This window comes from Dyadobacter fanqingshengii (assembly GCF_023822005.2).
Lineage (GTDB): Bacteria > Bacteroidota > Bacteroidia > Cytophagales > Spirosomataceae > Dyadobacter > Dyadobacter fanqingshengii.
In genome coordinates this window covers 4,267,290-4,286,908 of the sequence record NZ_CP098806.1, presented here as the reverse complement: position 1 = coordinate 4,286,908, position 19,619 = coordinate 4,267,290, and the positions used below count along the sequence as shown (strand labels likewise).

At 44.6% G+C, this 19,619-nt stretch carries 21 protein-coding genes and 1 pseudogene; 10 read left to right on the top strand and 12 right to left on the bottom strand.

The window, feature by feature from the left end:
• The first annotated feature begins 78 nt into the window (after positions 1 to 78).
• Positions 79 to 852 carry a type III pantothenate kinase gene (locus NFI81_RS17760; RefSeq protein WP_234611135.1) on the top strand — a complete coding sequence of 258 codons (774 nt, stop codon included), beginning with the start codon at positions 79 to 81 and terminating at the stop codon, positions 850 to 852.
• Here NFI81_RS17760 and NFI81_RS17755 read toward each other — a convergent pair.
• Positions 836 to 1,240, bottom strand: a complete 405-nt coding sequence (locus tag NFI81_RS17755) for a gamma-glutamylcyclotransferase family protein (protein WP_234611136.1) — start codon at positions 1,238 to 1,240, stop codon at positions 836 to 838. The two genes, NFI81_RS17760 and NFI81_RS17755, sit on opposite strands and share 17 nt — an antisense overlap.
• 149 nt (positions 1,241 to 1,389) lie before the next feature.
• On the opposite strand from NFI81_RS17755, the gene NFI81_RS17750 reads away from it, so the two are divergent.
• The 6 genes from NFI81_RS17750 (at position 1,390) to NFI81_RS17725 (ending at position 6,921) form a co-directional block, all read left to right on the top strand.
• Entirely contained in the window at positions 1,390 to 2,850 is a 1,461-nt protein-coding gene (locus NFI81_RS17750) for a BCNT domain-containing protein (RefSeq protein WP_234611137.1), read from the top strand.
• Positions 2,851 to 2,928: 78 nt separating this feature from the next.
• Positions 2,929 to 4,251, top strand: a complete 1,323-nt coding sequence (locus NFI81_RS17745; RefSeq protein WP_234611138.1) for an Nramp family divalent metal transporter — start codon at positions 2,929 to 2,931, stop codon at positions 4,249 to 4,251.
• Positions 4,252 to 4,386: 135 nt separating this feature from the next.
• Positions 4,387 to 5,694 (top strand): Gfo/Idh/MocA family oxidoreductase, encoded by a 1,308-nt coding sequence (locus NFI81_RS17740; protein ID WP_234611139.1) that lies wholly within the window; start codon positions 4,387 to 4,389, stop codon positions 5,692 to 5,694.
• Between the two features lie 100 nt (positions 5,695 to 5,794).
• Complete coding sequence (locus NFI81_RS17735) at positions 5,795 to 6,127, top strand: type II toxin-antitoxin system HigB family toxin (protein ID WP_234611140.1); 333 nt, start codon at positions 5,795 to 5,797, stop codon at positions 6,125 to 6,127.
• A gap of 1 nt (position 6,128) precedes the next feature.
• Entirely contained in the window at positions 6,129 to 6,572 is a 444-nt protein-coding gene (locus tag NFI81_RS17730) for a helix-turn-helix domain-containing protein (protein ID WP_234611141.1), read from the top strand.
• Positions 6,553 to 6,921: a DUF5618 family protein gene (locus NFI81_RS17725; protein ID WP_234611142.1), complete on the top strand. Its 369-nt coding sequence runs from the start codon at positions 6,553 to 6,555 to the stop codon at positions 6,919 to 6,921. Before NFI81_RS17730 ends, NFI81_RS17725 begins: the two co-directional genes overlap by 20 nt.
• A gap of 70 nt (positions 6,922 to 6,991) precedes the next feature.
• Here NFI81_RS17725 and accC read toward each other — a convergent pair whose 3' ends face one another.
• From accC to NFI81_RS17680, 9 genes and pseudogenes are all read right to left on the bottom strand, one after another.
• A complete protein-coding gene (accC, locus tag NFI81_RS17720) occupies positions 6,992 to 8,335 on the bottom strand; it encodes an acetyl-CoA carboxylase biotin carboxylase subunit (protein WP_234611143.1) in 1,344 nt (447 codons plus the stop codon).
• A 35-nt stretch (positions 8,336 to 8,370) separates the two neighbouring features.
• Positions 8,371 to 8,853: an acetyl-CoA carboxylase biotin carboxyl carrier protein gene (gene accB / locus NFI81_RS17715; RefSeq protein WP_234611144.1), complete on the bottom strand. Its 483-nt coding sequence runs from the start codon at positions 8,851 to 8,853 to the stop codon at positions 8,371 to 8,373.
• Positions 8,854 to 8,887: 34 nt separating this feature from the next.
• Positions 8,888 to 9,454 carry an elongation factor P gene (gene efp, locus NFI81_RS17710; protein WP_234611145.1) on the bottom strand — a complete coding sequence of 189 codons (567 nt, stop codon included), beginning with the start codon at positions 9,452 to 9,454 and terminating at the stop codon, positions 8,888 to 8,890.
• Between the two features lie 27 nt (positions 9,455 to 9,481).
• Positions 9,482 to 10,477 carry a beta-ketoacyl-ACP synthase III gene (locus NFI81_RS17705; protein ID WP_234611146.1) on the bottom strand — a complete coding sequence of 332 codons (996 nt, stop codon included), beginning with the start codon at positions 10,475 to 10,477 and terminating at the stop codon, positions 9,482 to 9,484.
• A gap of 88 nt (positions 10,478 to 10,565) precedes the next feature.
• A complete protein-coding gene (plsX, locus tag NFI81_RS17700; RefSeq protein ID WP_234611147.1) occupies positions 10,566 to 11,504 on the bottom strand; it encodes a phosphate acyltransferase PlsX in 939 nt (312 codons plus the stop codon).
• A 132-nt stretch (positions 11,505 to 11,636) separates the two neighbouring features.
• Positions 11,637 to 11,831, bottom strand: coding sequence for a 50S ribosomal protein L32 (gene rpmF, locus NFI81_RS17695; protein WP_084439466.1), 195 nt, complete (start codon positions 11,829 to 11,831; stop codon positions 11,637 to 11,639).
• An 81-nt stretch (positions 11,832 to 11,912) separates the two neighbouring features.
• A complete protein-coding gene (locus NFI81_RS17690; RefSeq protein WP_234611148.1) occupies positions 11,913 to 12,470 on the bottom strand; it encodes a YceD family protein in 558 nt (185 codons plus the stop codon).
• A gap of 83 nt (positions 12,471 to 12,553) precedes the next feature.
• A pseudogene (locus tag NFI81_RS17685) lies at positions 12,554 to 13,177 on the bottom strand (acetyltransferase); the annotation flags it as partial.
• Positions 13,178 to 13,290: 113 nt separating this feature from the next.
• Complete coding sequence (locus tag NFI81_RS17680; protein ID WP_234611150.1) at positions 13,291 to 13,947, bottom strand: hypothetical protein; 657 nt, start codon at positions 13,945 to 13,947, stop codon at positions 13,291 to 13,293.
• 108 nt (positions 13,948 to 14,055) lie between these two features.
• On the opposite strand from NFI81_RS17680, the gene NFI81_RS17675 reads away from it, so the two are divergent.
• Positions 14,056 to 15,540: a M61 family metallopeptidase gene (locus NFI81_RS17675; protein WP_234611151.1), complete on the top strand. Its 1,485-nt coding sequence runs from the start codon at positions 14,056 to 14,058 to the stop codon at positions 15,538 to 15,540.
• Between the two features lie 19 nt (positions 15,541 to 15,559).
• Here the strand turns inward: NFI81_RS17675 and NFI81_RS17670 are convergent, their stop codons facing one another.
• Entirely contained in the window at positions 15,560 to 16,474 is a 915-nt protein-coding gene (locus NFI81_RS17670) for a TIGR01777 family oxidoreductase (RefSeq protein WP_234611152.1), read from the bottom strand.
• A gap of 57 nt (positions 16,475 to 16,531) precedes the next feature.
• On the bottom strand, positions 16,532 to 17,350 hold the full coding sequence (locus NFI81_RS17665; protein WP_234611153.1) for a lysophospholipid acyltransferase family protein: 819 nt from the start codon (positions 17,348 to 17,350) through the stop codon (positions 16,532 to 16,534).
• 225 nt (positions 17,351 to 17,575) lie between these two features.
• Between NFI81_RS17665 and NFI81_RS17660 the strand changes: the two genes are divergently transcribed.
• Positions 17,576 to 19,045: a M48 family metalloprotease gene (locus NFI81_RS17660; protein ID WP_234611154.1), complete on the top strand. Its 1,470-nt coding sequence runs from the start codon at positions 17,576 to 17,578 to the stop codon at positions 19,043 to 19,045.
• A gap of 82 nt (positions 19,046 to 19,127) precedes the next feature.
• A complete protein-coding gene (locus NFI81_RS17655) occupies positions 19,128 to 19,598 on the top strand; it encodes a MarR family winged helix-turn-helix transcriptional regulator (protein WP_234611155.1) in 471 nt (156 codons plus the stop codon).
• Positions 19,599 to 19,619: the final 21 nt, after the last annotated feature.

The window sequence follows — 19,619 nt, the reverse complement described above, 5'->3', positions numbered from 1 at the left end:
CCGGAGGCATTGCGTATATTTTTTGCTAAAATTATAGATTAATGCCTTTAATTTGTCGGCAATTGTAAATTCTTTGCTATGCTTTTAGCCGTTGATGTTGGTAACACCGACACTGTTTTTGGGCTTTACCATTCGGATGACTGGGAATATATCTGGCGCATGCGTTCGCTGCCTCAGGAAAACGAATCGCATTACGAATCCAGGCTCCGGCTGCATTTTCTGGAAGCCGGACTATGGTTTGGCGATGTGGATACGGTGGTGCTGAGCAGCGTAGTTCCGGCGATGACGCCCATTATTCAAAAAGTGCTGCGCTCCATGTTCGGCGATGAGATCATCGTCGTTGGTCCGGACATTTACCCGGATCTTTCCATTGCCATTGAACATCCGCACGAGATCGGCGCGGACCTGATCGCCAATTCCGTTGCCGTGATGACGCGTTACCGGGAAAATTGCGTAGTGGTGGATTTTGGAACAGCATTAACATTCACAACGGTTTCAAAAGACAGGAAAATATTAGGTGTGGCAATCCTTCCAGGCCTTATGACGGCAGTTAAAGCGCTTTTCGCGAACACGGCCCAATTACCGGAAGTGCCGCTGGTTTTACCCAAAACAGCCATTGGGAAAAATACGACAGAAGCGATCCAAGCGGGTATATTATTAGGATATGAAGGGCTTGTCAAATCGCTTTTGCAAAGGATCAGACAGGAAATGGGCGGCGAATGCATTGCCGTTGCCACGGGCGGCCTTTCGTCCATTATTGAGACATTGCAGGATGAATTCGTTGAAATTGACAGTAATTTAACACTGGACGGTCTTCGGATCATAGGCCAGCGCCTCAACCCCAGCGCTTGAAACAGCCTTCTTCAATTAATGGCAGTCCGGAAACGGGCTGGTTGTAGAGGTACACCCAGCAATCGACCGTCCCGCCGTTTTCTTTGGTGATCGCCACAGTTTTGCGGAGATATAAACTGCTGTTTTCGTCTTCAAAAACATCTTCATAATCGTCCAGCTCCATAAGCAGCGCTTCCTGTGGCGAAAGCCTGTAAATTTCCCCATGAACGTTTGAGAGAGCATTTGCATCAAAAATCGCCCCTGGATACCAGGATATGAGATAAAGCATGCCAGGAAAATGCCCCGTTCCTTCAAATACTGAATTATTGTGAAGGCGTTCGGCGAACGGATTATCAAAACCCCGCATCAGGGTGCCATAAGTGAACAAATAAGTAGCTTGCGCATCCATAGCGATGAATTAACATTAGCCGTCGGCGGGTACAATAATTATAGAACTTTTCCTTTTTACTACTTGAAGTCAGTCAGCCATAATCGACTGTTAACTGTATTTTTCTTATATTTACACATATTGCTTTTTCATTTTACTAATATACAGTTATGTACGAAAAGAATCTTGGTACAAAACAAAAAGCGTTAAGGATCAACCTGGATCGCAGGATTTATGGGTCTTTTGCAGAGATAGGGGCAGGTCAGGAAACAGCCGCTTATTTTTTCAAGGCAGGCGGGGCGTCAGGAACAGTAGCGAAGACCATGTCTGCTTACGATATGACTTTCAGTGATGCAATATATGGAACAGAAGAGGGCGGAAGATATGTAGTGGAATCCCGCCTGATGAAAATGCTCAACCGCGAGTACAATCTGGTTGAAAAACGCCTTTCGGAAAAGCGGGGTGAAGAGAGTCAGTTTTTTGCATTTGCCAACACAGTTGTTGCCCTCAATTTTCAGAAAACCAACGAATCCCACGGCTGGATTGGATTGCAGTTTCAGCTTTCACCTATGGGCCCGACGAATTACGTCGTGATCCACGTGCGGATGCGGGATGATGAGAACATTTTGCAACAGCAGGCATTGGGAATTATCGGGGTTAACCTCATGTACGGCTGTTTTTTCTACTATAAATCACCAGAAACGCTCCTGCTGTCGTTAATGGACGATCTGACGACAGATCGCATTGAAATTGATATGGTTCGTTTCAGCGGGCCGGATTTTGCGAAAGTGGACAACCGGTTGATGAGTCTCAGACTTGTGAAGAATGGTTTCACGGATGCGGCATTGTTCGGCAGCGACGGCGGTGTATTGCAGCCTTCGGAAGCATTATATAAAAAACATATTCTCATGATGCGCGGCCGGTTAAGGCCCATTACCAATGTCCACATTGACCTGATCAGCAATGGTCAGAAGCAGTTTCTGGATGAGGAGGATGTGGATGAGTCAAAAGTGGTGCTGATATCGGAGCTGACGCTGCATAACCTCAAAAGCGGCGACCGTGACATTGACGAGAAGGATTTTCTGGACCGCGTGGACATTCTTTGTTCCCTGGGACATATGGTAATGATCTCCAACCACCACGAATATTTTCGTCTCGTGGCTTATCTTTCACGCCTTACCAAGCTGAAAGCGGGCCTGTTGTTGGGAAGTCCGAGCTTGCAGGATATTTTTGAAGAAAAACATTATCAATCACTTCCTGGCGGCATTCTGGAATCCTTCGCAACCCTGTTCAGCAGGAAAGTCAAGCTCTTCATTTACCCCACTTTACAACCCGACGGATCCGTTTACAGTTGTGCCAATTTCGTTGTTCCGGATCATTTGAGGCCATTATTTCAATATCTGGTTATCAATGACAAGATCGAGGACATTGTCAATTACAACAAGGAACACATGCACATTACGACTGATAGCGTGCTTGAAAAGATCAAAAGAGGTGAGCCGGGCTGGGAGCAGCTCGTTCCAGAGAATGTTGCCAAGATCATTAAGGAGAAATCTTTATTCGGCTTACCCAATGAGGATAATTACGAAGATACGGTCAAGCAGATCCACCAGGCGGTCGGTAATCTTTGATTTGTTTCAAGAATAGTTTAAATAAGTAACAAAAGTAGTCCTGCGCATTGCGTTGCTTTTCAGAAGAAAGCTTCAAAAATGAGCAGGATTCTTTCTCCGCCTTCCACTTTTGCTGGAAGACTCAAATATCTCGGCCCCGGTTTCATACTTTCGGCAGCGATCGTCGGCTCTGGCGAGCTTATCGCTACTACTGCGCTTGGCGCCAAGGCAGGTTTCGTTACATTCTGGGTCATTATTGTAAGCTGTTTGGTGAAAGTGGCGTTGCAGCTGGAATTTGGCAAAAACGCCATTTACACTGGTACGTTCATGATGCATAATTTTAATCAGCTGCCGGGTCGCAAATGGGGGAGAGCACATTGGAGCATCTGGTTATGGCTTTCTTTACAAGGACTGAAATTGTTGCAGGTCGGCGGGATCGTCGGCGGCGTTGCCATTGTCTTAAATATGGCGTGGCCATCCATTTCAGTGAATGTCTGGGCTATACTTTCTGTATTAATCACCTCTTTTTTGGTGTATCGCGGTCATTATGGGCCTATCGAAAAAGGAGCTTTGGTGATGATTATTCTATTCACAGGCGTTATCCTGGTGTCATTGATCCTGTTACAGGGCACGAAATACGCCATTCACTGGGAGCAAATTAAATCGGGGCTTCAATTTTCGTTGCCGACGAGTCTGGTTGCGATCGCATTTGGCGCATTTGGCATTACCGGCGTGGGCGGCGATGAGATCATGTATTACAATTATTGGTGCATAGAAAAAGGTTATGCAGCCTATACGGGGCCAAATGACGGAACGCCTGAATGGGCCGAGCGCGCCAAAGGCTGGTTTAATGTCATGTATCTGGATGCTGTTTTGTCCATGGTCGTTTACACGGTGGTAACGGCTGCTTTTTATTTACTCGGCGCGGCAGTTTTGCATCGCGGAGGCGCTGTCCCGGAAGGTTATGAAATGATAGAAGTGCTATCCAGGATATTTACAGAAACCTTGGGTCCTTGGGCTAAAAATCTCTTTTTGGTAGGCGCATTTTTTGTTCTATACTCCACACTTTTCACGGCAACGGCCAGTTGGGCCAGGGTTTGGGGAGATGCCTTCGGAGAATTGGGCTGGATGAAATTCGATACGGCAGAAAACCAGCGTAAGAGCATCGCGATTTTATCCTGGATTTTGCCAGCTGCATGGTGCGTGCTTTATTTGTTTATCCAATCGCCGGTTCTAATGGTCATTTTGGGTGGGATAGCAACTTCGATTCTGTTGCTCCTAATCGTCTACGTTTCGCTCGTTTTTCGTTTCAAAGAACTGCCTGCCTCGCTAAAACCCACTTTGACATATGACATTTTCTTTTGGATCAGCGTTGTGTCCATCCTAATGGTCAGCGCATATGGTGTTATTAAGATTATTTAACAGATAATAGTACTAATTGGTAAAATAATGGTATTATTTATTATCGGTTACTAAGGGAACTTGGGGAAATAATCGTCTCATTCATATAGTCTTAACATCCATTCTCGTCTCGTTGCCATCCTAATTCTCCCGAATATGAACAAACAGAACGAAGTTTCGCGCAGGGATTTTATAAAAAATTCTACCGGAGCAGCAGTTGCGCTCTCCATCCCATACATTATACCCGCCAGCGCATTTGGGGCTAATGACCGCGTACGTGTAGCGGTGTTAGGGGTTAATGGTCGTGGAAAGGACCATATCAAAGGATTTACAAACCTGGCGAATGTCGAAGTAGCAACACTTTGCGATCCTGACAATAATGTGCTGCAAACGCGGGCAAAGGAATTTGAGGAGAAAACGGGTAAAAAAGTAAAGACTGAAAATGATCTTCGTAAAGTTTTTGAAGACAAATCCATCGACGCCGTCAGCATCGCAACGCCTAATCACTGGCATGCACTGGCTGCTATCTGGGCATGTCAGGCAGGGAAGGATGTGTATGTAGAAAAGCCTGGTTCTCACAATCTGAGCGAAGGACGCAAGCTGGTTGAGGCTGCTCATAAGTACAAAAGGGTTGTGCAGCACGGCGTTCAATTACGCAGCTCCGAAGCTTTGCAGGAAGCAGTCAAGCATTTGCGTGATGGTCTGATCGGTAATGTTTACATGGCAAGAGGTTTGGTATACAAATGGAGGCCGGATATTGGCGACAGAGGCACGGAGCCTGTTCCCGCAGGGCTTAATTACGATCTCTGGACTGGTCCCGCAGAGATGAAGCCGTTTTCTAAAAACTACGTGCATTATGACTGGCACTGGCATTGGAACTATGGCAACGGGGACATTGGAAATCAGGGCATTCACGAAACGGATATGTGTATGTGGGGTCTCGGCGTTGACAGTTTCCCAGAGAAAATAACATCTTCGGGCGGCAAGTTTTTGTGGAACGACGCCAAAGAAACACCCGAAGTGCTAACGTCATCATTTGTATATCCCAAAGAGAAAAAGATCATTGAATTTGAAGTACGCCCGTGGATGACCAATGACGAAGGAGGCACCGGGATCGGGAATATTTTTTACGGTTCGGAGGGCTATATGGTCGTAAAAGGCTACGATTTCTACGAAACATTCCTGGGTAAGGAAAAGAAACCCGGCCCCACCCGCAAAGCAGGCGGTGACCATTACAAAAATTTCATCGACGCCGTAATCGCGAAGGACCCGAAAATGGTCAACGGTCCAGTTGAAACCGCCCACCTATCCTCCGGCCTGGCACACCTCGGCAACATTGCATACCGAACTGGAAGAGCATTAACCTTTGACCCAAAGACAGAGAAGTTTGTAAATGATGATGATGCGAATAAGTATCTGACGAGGAAATACAGAGCGCCGTATTCGCTGCCGGCTAGTGTTTAAGAGTTTGTGTATATTTGAAAGCCTGGTAAAAGCCAGGCTTTTTTCATCAAGCAAAAGTTCTCTTTTTGCTAACTTTTTAATTATATTTACACACTATTTCATGAGAGTTCACCTTATAAAAAGGGCCACTATCGAGGATTTTGTTGTTTCAAATCCACAATGCCGATCTTCCTTCGGCGACTGGCTTACGAAGGTCAAATATGCAGATTGGGATAAGCCGGAAGATATAAAAGGCACTTTCGGATTTGCTGATTTATTAGGAACCGGAACGAATAGGGTGGTTTTTAATATTGCCGGAAACAATTACAGGATGATTTGTACGTATGTTTTTGGCGAAAGGCAGGCACATCTTTTTGTCTGCTGGATTGGGACGCATGCAACTTACACCACATTATGTAAGGAGCAGAGACAGTATCATGTAAATGCATATTGAGATGGTAGAAACACTTAAATACAAGGTGATTAAAGACAAAAAGCAGTATGACAACTATTGCAAGCAGCTGGAATATTTGCTTAGCGACAACAGCCATGCTGAAAATGAGGACGAGATCGACCTGCTAACCGTCCTGATCGAAAAATATGATTCCGAAACGGATACTTTTGAAGAATCTGACCCTGTTAGCGTTTTGCGATCACTAATGTCGGAGCATCAAATGAAGGCAAAGGACTTGGTTGCGCTTTTGAATGTCAGCAAAGGATACGTGTCAGATATTCTGCATTATCGAAAAGGAATGTCCAAAGACATTATCAGAAAGCTGGCGGATCGATTCAAAGTAAACCAGAAAGCATTTAACCGACCTTATGAGCTGGTTTTATTGCCATTAAGAAGTAACCAACTTAAAAAACATATACACGCACATGGATTATCCGGAGATTGACAGGTATCTCGCAAATGCGCGGGAAATTTTAAGTACGAAAGCGCAGAAGGAAGGGATTGAGTACAAAGACATTAAGTATGTTCAAATGGCTTCGGGGACGGCTTATAATGCAGCGCTCATGATAGCTGATGAATATTTGAAGAAACGAGAAGGTGCAAGATTTGTAAAGCCTAAAAGCATTGAAGATTATCGCAACCGCTTAAGAAAGTACAACAAGACATTGCTGTCTTATTTAAACGAAGCCTACGATACATTGCATTTAGCAGGTTACTATCACGGGACGCCTTCGGTTAGGACGATTAAGGAAGGAATGGACGCAACTAAAAAAATGCTCGCAATCCTGCATTGAGCTTTACTCAAAACAAAAAAATGGCCGCCAGTTCAAACTAGCAGCCATTTTTTGTTTCAATCTTATCCGCTTACAGCGTTGAAAAGTCGAACGTTTCCAGATATTTCGTTGTGAAATTTCCGGATTTGAAGCCGGGATCGTCCATTAGCTTAATATGGAATGGAATCGTTGTCTTGATTCCTTCGATGACAAATTCCTGCAAAGCACGCTTCATCCGGGTGATTACTTCTTCGCGTGACTGGCCGCTGACGATCAGCTTCGCAATCATGGAATCGTAATTGGGCGGAATGGTGTAGCCGCTGTAAACGTGGCTGTCAATCCGAACACCGTGTCCGCCGGGAAAGTGCAAATTGGTGATTTTACCCGGAGCCGGTCTGAAATTATTAGCCGGATCTTCTGCATTGATGCGACATTCCATTGCAAACAGCTTTGGTGTGTAGTTCACACCTGTGATCGGTTCACCGGCTGCGACTTTAATTTGCTCCTTAATCAGGTCAAAATCAGTCACTTCCTCTGTGATTGGGTGCTCGACCTGGATACGGGTGTTCATCTCCATGAAGAAGAACTCACCGTGTTTATCAACAAGAAATTCAATCGTTCCCGCACCTTCGTAACCAATGGCTTGCGCACCTTTGATAGCAGCTGCGCCCATTCTTTCCCGCAAATCGTCGGTAATAATTGGCGAGGGTGTTTCCTCAACCAGTTTTTGGTGACGGCGCTGGATTGAACAATCGCGCTCTGATAAGTGGCAAACTTTGCCAAACTGGTCTCCAATGATCTGGATCTCAATGTGGCGTGGCTCTTCAACAAATTTTTCCAGATATAACCCGTCATTTCCAAATGCAGCAGCGGATTCCGTACGGGCATCATTCCATGCCTTTTCGAATTCGTCGGGCTTGTTAATGATCCGCATTCCACGGCCACCACCACCGGCAGTTGCCTTTACGATGACAGGATAACCAATGCCTTCTGCCAGCATTTTGCCTTGCTCTATGGATTCTAATAAACCTTCTGAACCGGGCACAACTGGAACACCGGCAGTGATCATGGTTGCTTTGGCAGTTGCCTTATCGCCCATTCCATTGATCTGAGCGGCGGTTGCACCAATGAATTTAATGCCGTAATCGGCACATATTTGAGAGAATTCAGCATTTTCAGACAAGAATCCGTAACCCGGATGTATCGCATCTGCGCCGGTAACCTCGGCTGCTGAAATAATATTTTGAATGCTCAGATAGGACTGGCGGCTTGGCGGCGGACCGATGCAAACGGCTTCATCTGCAAAGCGAACATGGAGACTGTCGCGGTCGGCTGTGGAATACACGGCAACCGTTTTGATGCCCATTTCACGACAGGTCCTGATAACACGCAAGGCGATCTCGCCCCGGTTGGCAATGAGTATCTTTTTAAACATGAAAATCAATTAAGTTTTACAGATCGTCCATTGCCTTAAACAGGCTCTACAAGGAATAAAGGCTGGTCGAATTCTACCGGTGTTGCGTTTTCAACTAGTATTTTTACGATTTTTCCTGAGATTTCAGATTCTATTTCGTTGAAAAGCTTCATTGCTTCAATGACACAAACCACTTTACCTGGCTTAATTTCATCGCCAATATTGGCAAATGCAGGTGTTTCAGGGCTTGATGCGCGATAGAACGTGCCGATCATCGGCGATTTTATAGTGATCAGATTGGAAGATGCTGGTTCTGAGGAAACCGTTGGCTCGGTTTGAGCCGAATGCGTAACAGCCGTTGTAGGCGTAACAGGCGCATAAGAAGGCGCCGGTGCCGCTGGCGATGAAGACAATGATGCCGTTGGTGCAGAACCATAGCGCTTCACCTTTATTTTCAAATCGGTTGTTTCAATGTTCACTTCATCAAGTCCCGACTGGGCAATGAAGTCAATCAATTTTTGGATTTCTTTGGTTTCCATTTAGTCAAGATTAAACTGTGGGATGATCGCTGGGCTACGATTTTACTCTTTCTACGTAATCGTAGGTGCGTGTGTCAACTTTGATTTTCTGGCCTTCTTCAATGAACAAAGGAACCATGATTCTTGCGCCGGTTTCCACTTCAATGGCTTTCTTGGGAGAGTTGGCCGTGTCACCTTTCAAACCAGGCTCAGAATAGGTCACTACAAGTTCAACAAATGGCGGCAATTCACAAAGAAGCGCTGCATCGGTCTCCGTATTGATCAGGATTTCAACTTCCTGTCCTTCTTTCATCAAATCAGCCGCTGTTACCAGTTTTTCATCGATCAAAACCTGGTCAAATGTTTCGGAATTCATGAAATTATATCCTACTTCATCTTTGTACAGGAACTGAAATTTATGTCTTTCCACACGAACAGGAATAATGCCTGCGCCAGAGGAGAATGTATTGTCCAAAACCTTACCCGAAGTTAGGCTTTTCAGCTTGGTACGGACGAATGCATTGCCTTTTCCGGGCTTAACATGCTGAAATTCAATCACCTGAAATAGATCATGATTGTAGTGAATCACCAATCCGTTACGCAAATCTGCGGTAGTTGCCATTTTAATTCAAAAATTAGTATTTATATTTTATTCGCCGTAGGCCCACTTCAAATAAATGGAGCCCCACGTAAATCCGCCTCCAAAGGCAGCCAGCACGAGATTATCACCCTTTTTCAATTGCGATTCATAATCCCAAAGACATAGTGGAATGGTTGCGGATGTTGTATTTCCATATTTCTGGATGTTAACCATCACTTTATCCATCCCCACACCCATGCGGTTTGCCGTTGCTTCTATAATCCTTCTATTTGCCTGATGTGGAACCAGCCACGCAACATCGTCACCGCTCAGACCATTCTTTTCCATGATTTCGGCCGATATATCAGCCATATTGGTCACCGCAAACTTAAAAACCTGAGCGCCATCCTGATAGACACTGTGTAACCGGGCATCGATGGTTTCGTGCGTGGGTGGATAGCGGCTTCCTCCTGCTTTTTGGTTCAGATAGGGATAACCTGCACCGTCTGATTTTATGATAGAATCGATGATCCCGTTTCCTTCGGTATTGGGTTCAAGCAAAACAGCGCCTGCTCCGTCGCCAAAAAGAATGCACGTTTTCCTATCGGTGTAATCGACAATCGCGGACATTTTATCAGCGCCTACGATGACGATCTTTTTATATTTTCCGGTTTCAATAAATTGAGAGCCAAGGGTAAGTGCGTAAACAAAACCTGAACAAGCCGCCTGAATGTCAAAACTTCCTACGTTTTTAATCCCAACCATATCACAAATGAGATTGGCGGTGCAAGGAAAAACAAAGTCAGGGGTTGTAGTAGCGCAGATCAGCAGGTCGACTTCGCTGGGAAGGGTGTTTGTTTTGGCAAGTAAACCCTTTACAGCTTCGGCACCCATATGAGAACTCCCTAAACCTTCACCTTTGAGGATATGCCTTTCTTTGATGCCAGTGCGGCTGACGATCCACTCGTCATTTGTCGCAACCATTGTTTCAAGTTCGGCATTTGTCAAAATATAATCAGGCACATACCCTTGTATTCCTGTTATAGAGGCTTTTATATGGGTCATGATAAATTTAACTATTCAAAATCCGAATAGGTTTTTGTAAAGGGGACAGAATCAGTTTACTCATTTCGTGGTTGTCAGCAATTGGAAATTAATTCAACGCCTGCGCTATATGCAAATACGCTTTCGACCTAACCTGTTTATAAGCCCAGCCAATCATATTTTTAATTGCCACCGGCGATGATATGCCATGAGCGATCATCACATTGCCATTCACACCAATGATCGAGCTTCCGCCAATGGATTCGTAATTTGTTTGATCTACGAATTCATCGTTAAAACCTCGCTGCTTGGAAATTTCATAGAATGATTCGCCCAATTTAAATAAAACATTGCCTGTGAAGCCGTCAGTTACGATCACATCAGCCTTATTGGTAAAGAGATCTTTACCCTCGATATTTCCTATAAAATTGATTCGCTTGTTTTGTTTGAGCAGGGGATAAGTGGCCTGAGTTGTAAGAGAACCTTTTTGTTCTTCCTCCCCGATGTTCATCAGGGCAACCCGCGGTTTATCAATCTGAAAAGTATATTGAGCAAAAATAGAGCCTATTTCTCCAAATTGGGCAAGCACTTCGGGCTTACAATCGGCATTGGCACCAATATCCAGCATGATTGAGTAACTGCCATCGATTTGTGGCACAAATCCTGCAATAGCTGGTCTTATTATTCCTTCGATCGCTTTTATGCTAAAAAGCGCTCCTACGTGCATAGCGCCTGTGTTGCCGGCACTACAGAATATGTCAACTTCTTTTTCTTTCAGAAGCTTGAAACCGATCCCAATGCTGGAATTTGGTTTTTGAGAAAGGGCTTTGGTTGGATGTTCCCCCATCTCAATAACATCTTCTGCGTGAACGACGTCAACATTAGTAGGAGTGAAATTGTTTTGGTTAAAAATGTCCCAAATCGCACTTTCACGGCCAATCAAAACGATTCTCGCCTCGGATGGTAGTTCAGAAGCGGCCTGAATAACCCCTTCAACAATTGCCTGTGGAGCCAAATCTCCCCCCATAGCATCTACCGCAATTTTCATTTACACGCTGTTATTTTAGACTAATAAGTTAGAAATCGAAGGTGTAAATTTAGCAGATGTGCCGTAGTAAAAAAGAATTTCGCAACAACTTTTATACGGCTGCTGCGAAATTGATATACTCATCGACTGAAACTAGACTGTTTTCGAATAGTTTTCAACTACAACTTTACCTCTGTAAACCAAGTTGCCCTCGTGAACGTGTGCACGGTGGAATTGGTGAATTTCTCCTGTTGAAGAATCAGTGCCTAATTGTTTTCCGGTAAGGAAATCATGTGCTCTGCGCGAATCGCGACGGCTTGTGGAATGTCTCCGCTTAGGATGTGCCATGCTACTGTATGTTCTGTATGTTTATTTGTTGTTTGAGTCCAGCGGTTGAAACCACTGGGGTATAAAATCTTTTCGAATATATTAATTCTCGCCTTTCAGCTTTTTCAAAGCTTCCCAGCGGGGGTCAATCTTTTCTTGTTCTTCTTCATCGTCCGCACGCTTCACATCTTCTGATGAATAAACCAAAATGCCGTCTGCTTCATCTAACGGATCTATTTCCTCTTCTTCATCTCTCAAATCCGGATGGATCTTTTTGATGGGAAGCGCTAATGCTATAAAATCAAAAAGATAACGGGCTACGTTAATCCTGTTCGTATTGCGATTGATGATCTCGATCTCGTCTGTCAGCTCCTCATTATGATCGCCAAACTTTAAAATAATGCGATCATCCTGATCAATCGGTTCCTCAAATGGTTCCAGGCTCCTGTCACACGTCAGCGTTACGCTTCCAACTGTGTGAAAATTAAGCTGGATCATAGTTGCAGATTTGTTCAGCACAACATGCGTTTTGAAATGGCCGAACTCGATCAGATCCTGTTCAAGTTCCTCGAAAAATGCATCTCCCGACTCCATTTCATAGGCATACTGTTTGTCTTCCAAACCGTAAATGTCTATGTTGTATTTACTTAGCTCTTTCACTTTTTCTGTCAAAAGGACTGCAAAGGTAATGTCTTTCGATTTAATAAAAAAACTATGGGGGAATTTTATTGGCGTCAGATCTTGCGTGCCGGATTGCCGAAATACGTGGCCTTAGCAGGCACATTCTCAACCACCACCGAGCCCGCACCAATCCGCGCATTCTTGCCAATCTCAATTCCAGCCACGATAATTGCGCCGGATCCGATGAAGACGCCATCCCCGATTTTCGCACGGTCGTTAATAATCGCTCCTGCGCCAATCGTCACATAATCGCCAATTTGCACCCACGTATCCACTACGGCACTTGTTTGTATCAGGCAATGGTGCCCGATTTTTGACTTCGCTCCGACCGTGACGCGTGCGCCAACCAGATTTCCGTGACCTATCGTTGCCATTTCCGAGATCAATGCGCTGTCGTGGATTGCATTAATGGGCATTATGTTATACTCATCTGTCAATGTTTCCACCAGTCTTTCGCGCACCGAACGTTCTCCGATCGCAACAAACGCTTCGCATTTGCTTCCTAATATGCTTAGAAAACCAGTATCATCCGTGTTTCCCAACACACTCACGTCGCCAAATTCCTTGCCATGCAGCTCCTTATGATCATCCAGAAGACCATAAACGAGCACATTATTCCTTTTAAATATATCCAATGCCTGAACGCCCAGGTCGCCGGCACCAAAAATTAGAACGGGGTTTTCCATAATATTAGTTGTTAATGTAGGGCCGCATTAAGCAGGCTTTCCTATTGGTGGTAAAAAATCAAACCACTGCGGTCAAACAGTGGTTCATTATTATATAGTATAAGTCAGAATTCTTAAAGGAATGTGATCCGAAATACAAACGGACTGCCGTAAGGTGAAATGTTATTCCCGTAATCATCGAGCTGATTGTTATAATTTAAATTAAACAATGCTGTAAAATGAACGGCTTTTATAAATCGCGCTCCTAGCGGCTGCGAATAAGAGGCTCCCAACATGGGCGATGCGATCCACTTGCGTGTATCGTATTTTGTAAATGTATCCACTTCTACATTCATCCCTTCCAGTTCCGCAATCACATTGACCATTGGAAAAATGGAGTACATTAAAAACCCGCGACCTCCGTAATAGAATTCATTGAAACCGAAATAGCGCGATTTGTAATACATGCCCGTTACACCCACACCCGCAACCAGCTTTTCGGTCAGCTCGTAACCAGCCATGGGAGAAAGGTTTATATTGGTAACCGTTCCCAGGCTCAGCCCGAAACTGCCGCCTAATCGCACCCTGTCGATAAACGGACGGTCTTTGAATTCGGCCAAGGTTTTTTTCTCAACCACTTCTCTTTGCTCAGCGGGCGGCCTTTCCGGTTCTTCGGTTTTTTCTTTTCGCAGCGAGTCGGGGCGGTAATATTCATCATCTTGTGCCATTAATGACGGGCTGATTATCATGCTAAACAAGACCGAGCATAACAGGAGGATTTTACTTTTCATCTTAAAATCGTTTATTTTATAACATTGTAACTGGTAACGTAGAAATCGCGAAATTTGGTTTACACCTGAATTAGTGCTACCCACTCCTCAAATTACCTTTCATTCTCTATGCATTATAATATTTACGTATCTGATCCGCAGTCTCATCTCATTAACATTACTTACACTATACCTCAAATTGATGCAGAGGTAATCGAAATTCAGCTGCCTGCCTGGCGACCCGGACGATACGAAATTCAAAATTTCGCTAAAAATATTCAATTTATTGAAGCGATCTCTGAGACCGATCAGAATCTCTCTATTCATAAAGTAACGAAAGACCGCTGGCAGGTTGCAACGGCAGGTGAAAAAGAGATAAAGATCCGTTACACATTCTACGCAGCTATTCAAAATGCAGGGAGCAGTTACGTGGACGAGGAGCTGTGGTATCTCAATTTCATCAACTTTTGCATGTATACCGAAGGGCGGATAGGCGAAGCCTACACCATCCATCTTGATTTGCCGGAGGGTTACAGAATTGCCTGCGGGCTTCCGGCGGAGGGCAATGTTTTAAAAGCCAAGGATTTTTACCAATTGGTCGACAGCCCGTTGCTGGCTTCTCAAACCTTGCAGGAACGTCATTATCAGGTTCGCGATGTGAACTTTAAAATATGGATGCACGGAAATTTACAGCCGAACTGGCACAGAATTACCCGTGACTTCCGTCGTTTCTCCCGCGAGCAGATCGCAATGATGGGCGAGTTTCCGGAAGCAGACTATCATTTTCTCAACCTGATTCTTCCTACGGCATTCTATCACGGCGTTGAGCACCACAATTCCACAATGATTGTGCTGGGGCCCGACGATGAGGGCGAAGGGCTTTACTCAGATCTCCTGGGCGTGAGCTCGCACGAACTGTTTCACGCGTGGAACATTATACGCATCCGGCCTGCCGAGTTGTTACCTTATGATTTTACCAAAGAAAACTATTTCCGGACCTGTTTTGTCGCGGAGGGCTGCACCACTTATTATGGGGATCTCTTCCTGAAACGGGCTGGCGTCTTTACCGACGAAAATTACATTAAGGAATTACAGGTTTACATGAAAAGGCATTTCGAAGCCAGTTCACATGCCACGCATTCGCTGGCGGATTCGTCCTTTGATCTTTGGCTGGATGGTTATGAGAAAGGAATTCCCAATCGCAAAGTTTCGGTTTATCATAAAGGAGCATTGGTTGCGCTTATTCTGGACTTGTATTTGAGGAAGAAAACCGATCATGCGCAGTCGTTAGACACTGTTATGCAGTTATTATGGGCGCGTTTTGGGAAACCTTTTATTGGATATACGCTGCAAGATTACATGAATATCGTTGAGGAAGTTGCCGGCGAGTCTTTGGAATGGTACTGGCATGATTGCATTTTTACCAGCACACCTTTGGAAACACGGCTAAATGAAGCGTTGGCTTTTGTAGGTTTGCAAATGTCCACATTCAGTAACGGGAACATTCAATTGAATGTCATGGACAATTTTAAAGCCAAACTTCAACGCGATAAGTGGCTTGAAACAGTGCAGGCATTAACGCCAGAGGAACTGGAAGAGGAAGAAGAAGAATAAGCGTTTGCCATTGAGAATGTTAACTCAAAATGTCTTTGAGCGCTTTATCCAGTTCACTGAACCGATATTGGAAATTGGTTTCCTTTGCAATTCGTTCATTAACAAGATAGCTGCTGCCTAAGACCACGCTTGCCATTTCTCCAAAAACCATTTTCAGAGCAAATGAGGGAACATTGGGAAGCCATTGCGGCCTGTTAAGCGCAATGCAGATCTGTTTGGTAAGCTCCTCATTCGTAACAGGCTGGCTTGCAATGGCATTATAAGCGCCTTGCCACGATTCATTTTCCATTGCTTCTATGTACATTCTGCAAAGGTCATCGATATGGATCCATGAAATCCATTGCTTACCCGAACCCAGCGGACTGCCGAAGCCAAATTTTGCCGGGGCAGCCATTTTTGGGATCGCGCCGCCTTCGTTGCTCAATACAATTCCGGTTCTGAGTTTCACAGTTCTTATACCCAATGCCGCAATATCATCGGCCGCTTTTTCCCAAACAACTGTCACTTGCGATAGGAAATCATTGTTCGGCGGCGAACTTTCGGAATTGCGAACATCACCCGTATCTTCTCCGTAGTAACTGCTTCCGGAAGAAGAAACAAATGCAGCCGGCCGGATGTTTTTCTCAACTAACTTATCAAGGATCAGCTTCGCCGTTTCAGTCCGACTGGAAATGATAAGCTTTTTACGCTCTTCTGTCCAGCGCTCATCCGCGACGCCAGCGCCAGCGAGATGAATCAGGTAATCGGTGTTTTCAAGCGCGCCTTCTTCTATATAACCTTTTTCAACATTCCATTCAAAAACCTGAACAGACGGAATGCTTGTTTTTTTTCGGCTTAAAAAGGCTACTTCGTAACCTTTTTCGAGCAATAATTGAGTGAGTCTTTTGCCAATCAATCCTGTTCCGCCGGTAATCAATACTTTCTTGCCCTTCATTGAATGTTGCTGTGGGTTATCTGAACTTTATTTACGCGGAGAAGACATTTTCGGATGTCAGGCGACGGGAATAGCGGCTGTTCCGTCCTTAGGCGCTTCCTGTTCAATCGCCTTTGTGACGCGGTCAATCATGCTTTCCAGCGATTCGTCTGGTAAAAAATGCATGGGAGGTTTGAAATGTACAGTCAGTTTTGTGTTCCTTTTTTTAAATCTTAAGCCTTTTTTATCAAATGCTCTTCTGAAACCATTGATAACCACCGGGATCACGATAGGTTGGTGATCTTTGATCAAATGTGCCGTTCCTTTCCGCACAGGCGCATAAGGTTTGGTGGTTCCCTGGGGGAAGCTTACGACCCAGCCATGTTTCAGGCCCATTCCAATCTTGTCCTGCGCTGCATTATCCAATTGCCTCGTCACGTTTTCGCCATTGGCACGCCAAGAGCGTTCAATGGTGATAGCGCCGCCAATGCTGAAAAGTTTGGGAAGAATCCCTTCTTTCATCGTCTCAGAAGCCGCTACATAATAGCATCTTGCACGCGGAGAAAACAGATAAAATGGTGGCGAAATGGTGTCTTTATATCCCCATTTGGTAGCGCAGAAAATGTGGTAAAAAGCAATTACATCTGCAAAATAAGTCTGGTGGTTGGAGAGGAAAAGCACGCCGTTATCGGGAAGTTCAATGAGCTGATCGCTGCCGATGATTTCTATTTTATTGACAGCCGTATATCTGTAGTAAGTAAACCACCCAATGATGAATATTATAAAACGTTTGATAATCAAATAGTTGCCAAACGGATCCTGCTCGAAAATGCCCATAAAATCGAAGCGCACCAACCAGGACGGTAACAGGCTGAAAATACTTTTTTTCGAATGCATAGTGTAAATGTAATTTCAGTTGTCCTTGCTGAACCGGCGTCTGCCTTGATTGGAAAACGCTATACCAATTTGGCGTAATTTAGATAATTAGCACAGTTAATATAAAATATATTTAGTTTGCAAGCCGGACGCATCATGCGCACCGCTGGAATTGGCATGATTCTTTCGTTAACCACAATGTTCAATTTTGAGTAACACTCTCTTTAGTCTTCTTTTTTAATTTCTATGAAAATGAAATTTCAATTTCACATGCTTGTCTGCCTTCTGGGTGCAGGTTTCCTGTCTGGGTGCTCCAAAAACCCTGTTACCGGTAAGAAGGAAATAATCTTTATGTCGAAGGAAAAGGAGATCGCCCTTGGGGCCGAATCTCATCCGTCGATTGTGGCCACAATGGGGATTTATGACGATAAAAACCTGAATTCCTTCATTAATGAGAAGGGAAAAGCGATGGCCGGCGTATCTCACCGGCCTGATTTACCCTATCAATTCTTCATCGTAGACTCGCCGGTGGTCAATGCTTTTGCTGTGCCTGGCGGTTACGTATACTTCACAAGGGGGATTATGGCACACTTTAATAATGAGGCAGAATTCGCCGGCGTATTGGGTCACGAGATCGGCCACATTACGGCAAGGCATTCGGCGCGTCAGCAAACTTCGCAGATCTTTGGTCAGGTAGGATTAATGGCCGGAATGGTTCTTTCGGAAACTGTCCGTGGAATGGCGGATCAGACGCAGCAGGCGCTTGGATTATTATTGCTGAGTTACAGCCGTGATCACGAAACTGAATCGGATAAGATAGGTGTGGAATATTCCAGCAAAATCGGATATGATGCGCACGAGATGGCCGACTTTTTTGGCACATTGAAAAAAATCGGTGAAAAAAGCGGCCAGGCAATCCCTACTTTTCAATCAACTCACCCTGATCCGGGCGGCAGACAGTCGAAAGTGCAAAAGCTGGCGACGGAGTATCAAAAGGCAAATCCAGGCAAATACAATGTCAACCGCGATGCTTACTTGCGTAAAATCGAAGGTATTATTTATGGAGCCGATCCAAAACAAGGTTTTGTTGAAAATAACACTTTTTACCATCCTGAACTGAAATTGCAATTCCCGGTTCCAAGCGGATGGCAGTATGAAAACTCGCCGGCGCAATTCCAAATGGGAGCGAAAGATGGAAAGTCGATGGTGATTTTTACAATTGCACCGGGTAAAACATTAGAAGAAGCGGCCCAGGCTACGGTAAAAAATTATGGCTTGCAAGTTTCTGAAAATGAGAAAACAACGATCAATGGTAACCCTGCGATTGTAATGATCTCGACCCAGGCAGCGCAAACGCAATCTGGCCAGCAGGCTGCCACCACAGCAAACTCCATCCAGGTTGCAACCTGGCTGATTCAATATGGCGGTAACATTTATGCGATCCACGGCGTTGCGCAGGCTGCGAATTTTGGCGCAAGTGCAGGTCAGTTTAAATCAATAGCACAAGGTTTCAAATCGGTTACCGACGGAAGCATTCTCAACCGGCAACCGGATCGTATCAGGATCAAAACCGTTCAGCGGGATGGTTCTTTGAAAGATGCGTTGAAGGATAACAACCAGCAGGACAAGCAAATGGATGAGCTGGCGATCATTAACGGCATGTCGCTTTCGGATAAGGTTACGAAGGGGATGCTGATTAAGACGCTTAGTAAGTAAGTGCGTTAAAAAAGTTTTTGGGCTCCAAAAACTTTTTTAATAATCATTTGGTTGATATGTCAACGTAATATACATTTGCATCATGAACACGACACATCCCAAATTTTTTTCGAACATTAAAGAGGAAATGAAAAACTCCCTGCAATTCAAGCTGGGGATTGTGACGAAGATTGTTTTCAAGAAAATGAATGCACAATTGGTTCAGGAAGGCATTCCGGTCCTGGCCGAACAGTTGCCAATTTTAATGGTTGTATATTTCCAGGAGCACGCTATGACCCAGCAAGACATTGCGAATTTGCTTCAAAAAGATAAAGCGGGGATTCAGCGTTCTGTGCAGACATTACATAAGGACGGTTTTCTGAAAATAGAAAGCGACATTGAGGATAAAAGAAAGAACCTCGTAACATTGACGGCAAGCGGAAAATTTGTGTGTGAGCGCATTCAGTCATTGGTAATCGCATTCGATAACCGTGTAATGGAGCATTTTACGGAAGAAGAGCGGAAAACATTTATGGGTTATCTGGATAGAGTTGCAGCCGTAGCGGAAAAATGAAATTTTTTAAATAAATAGTTG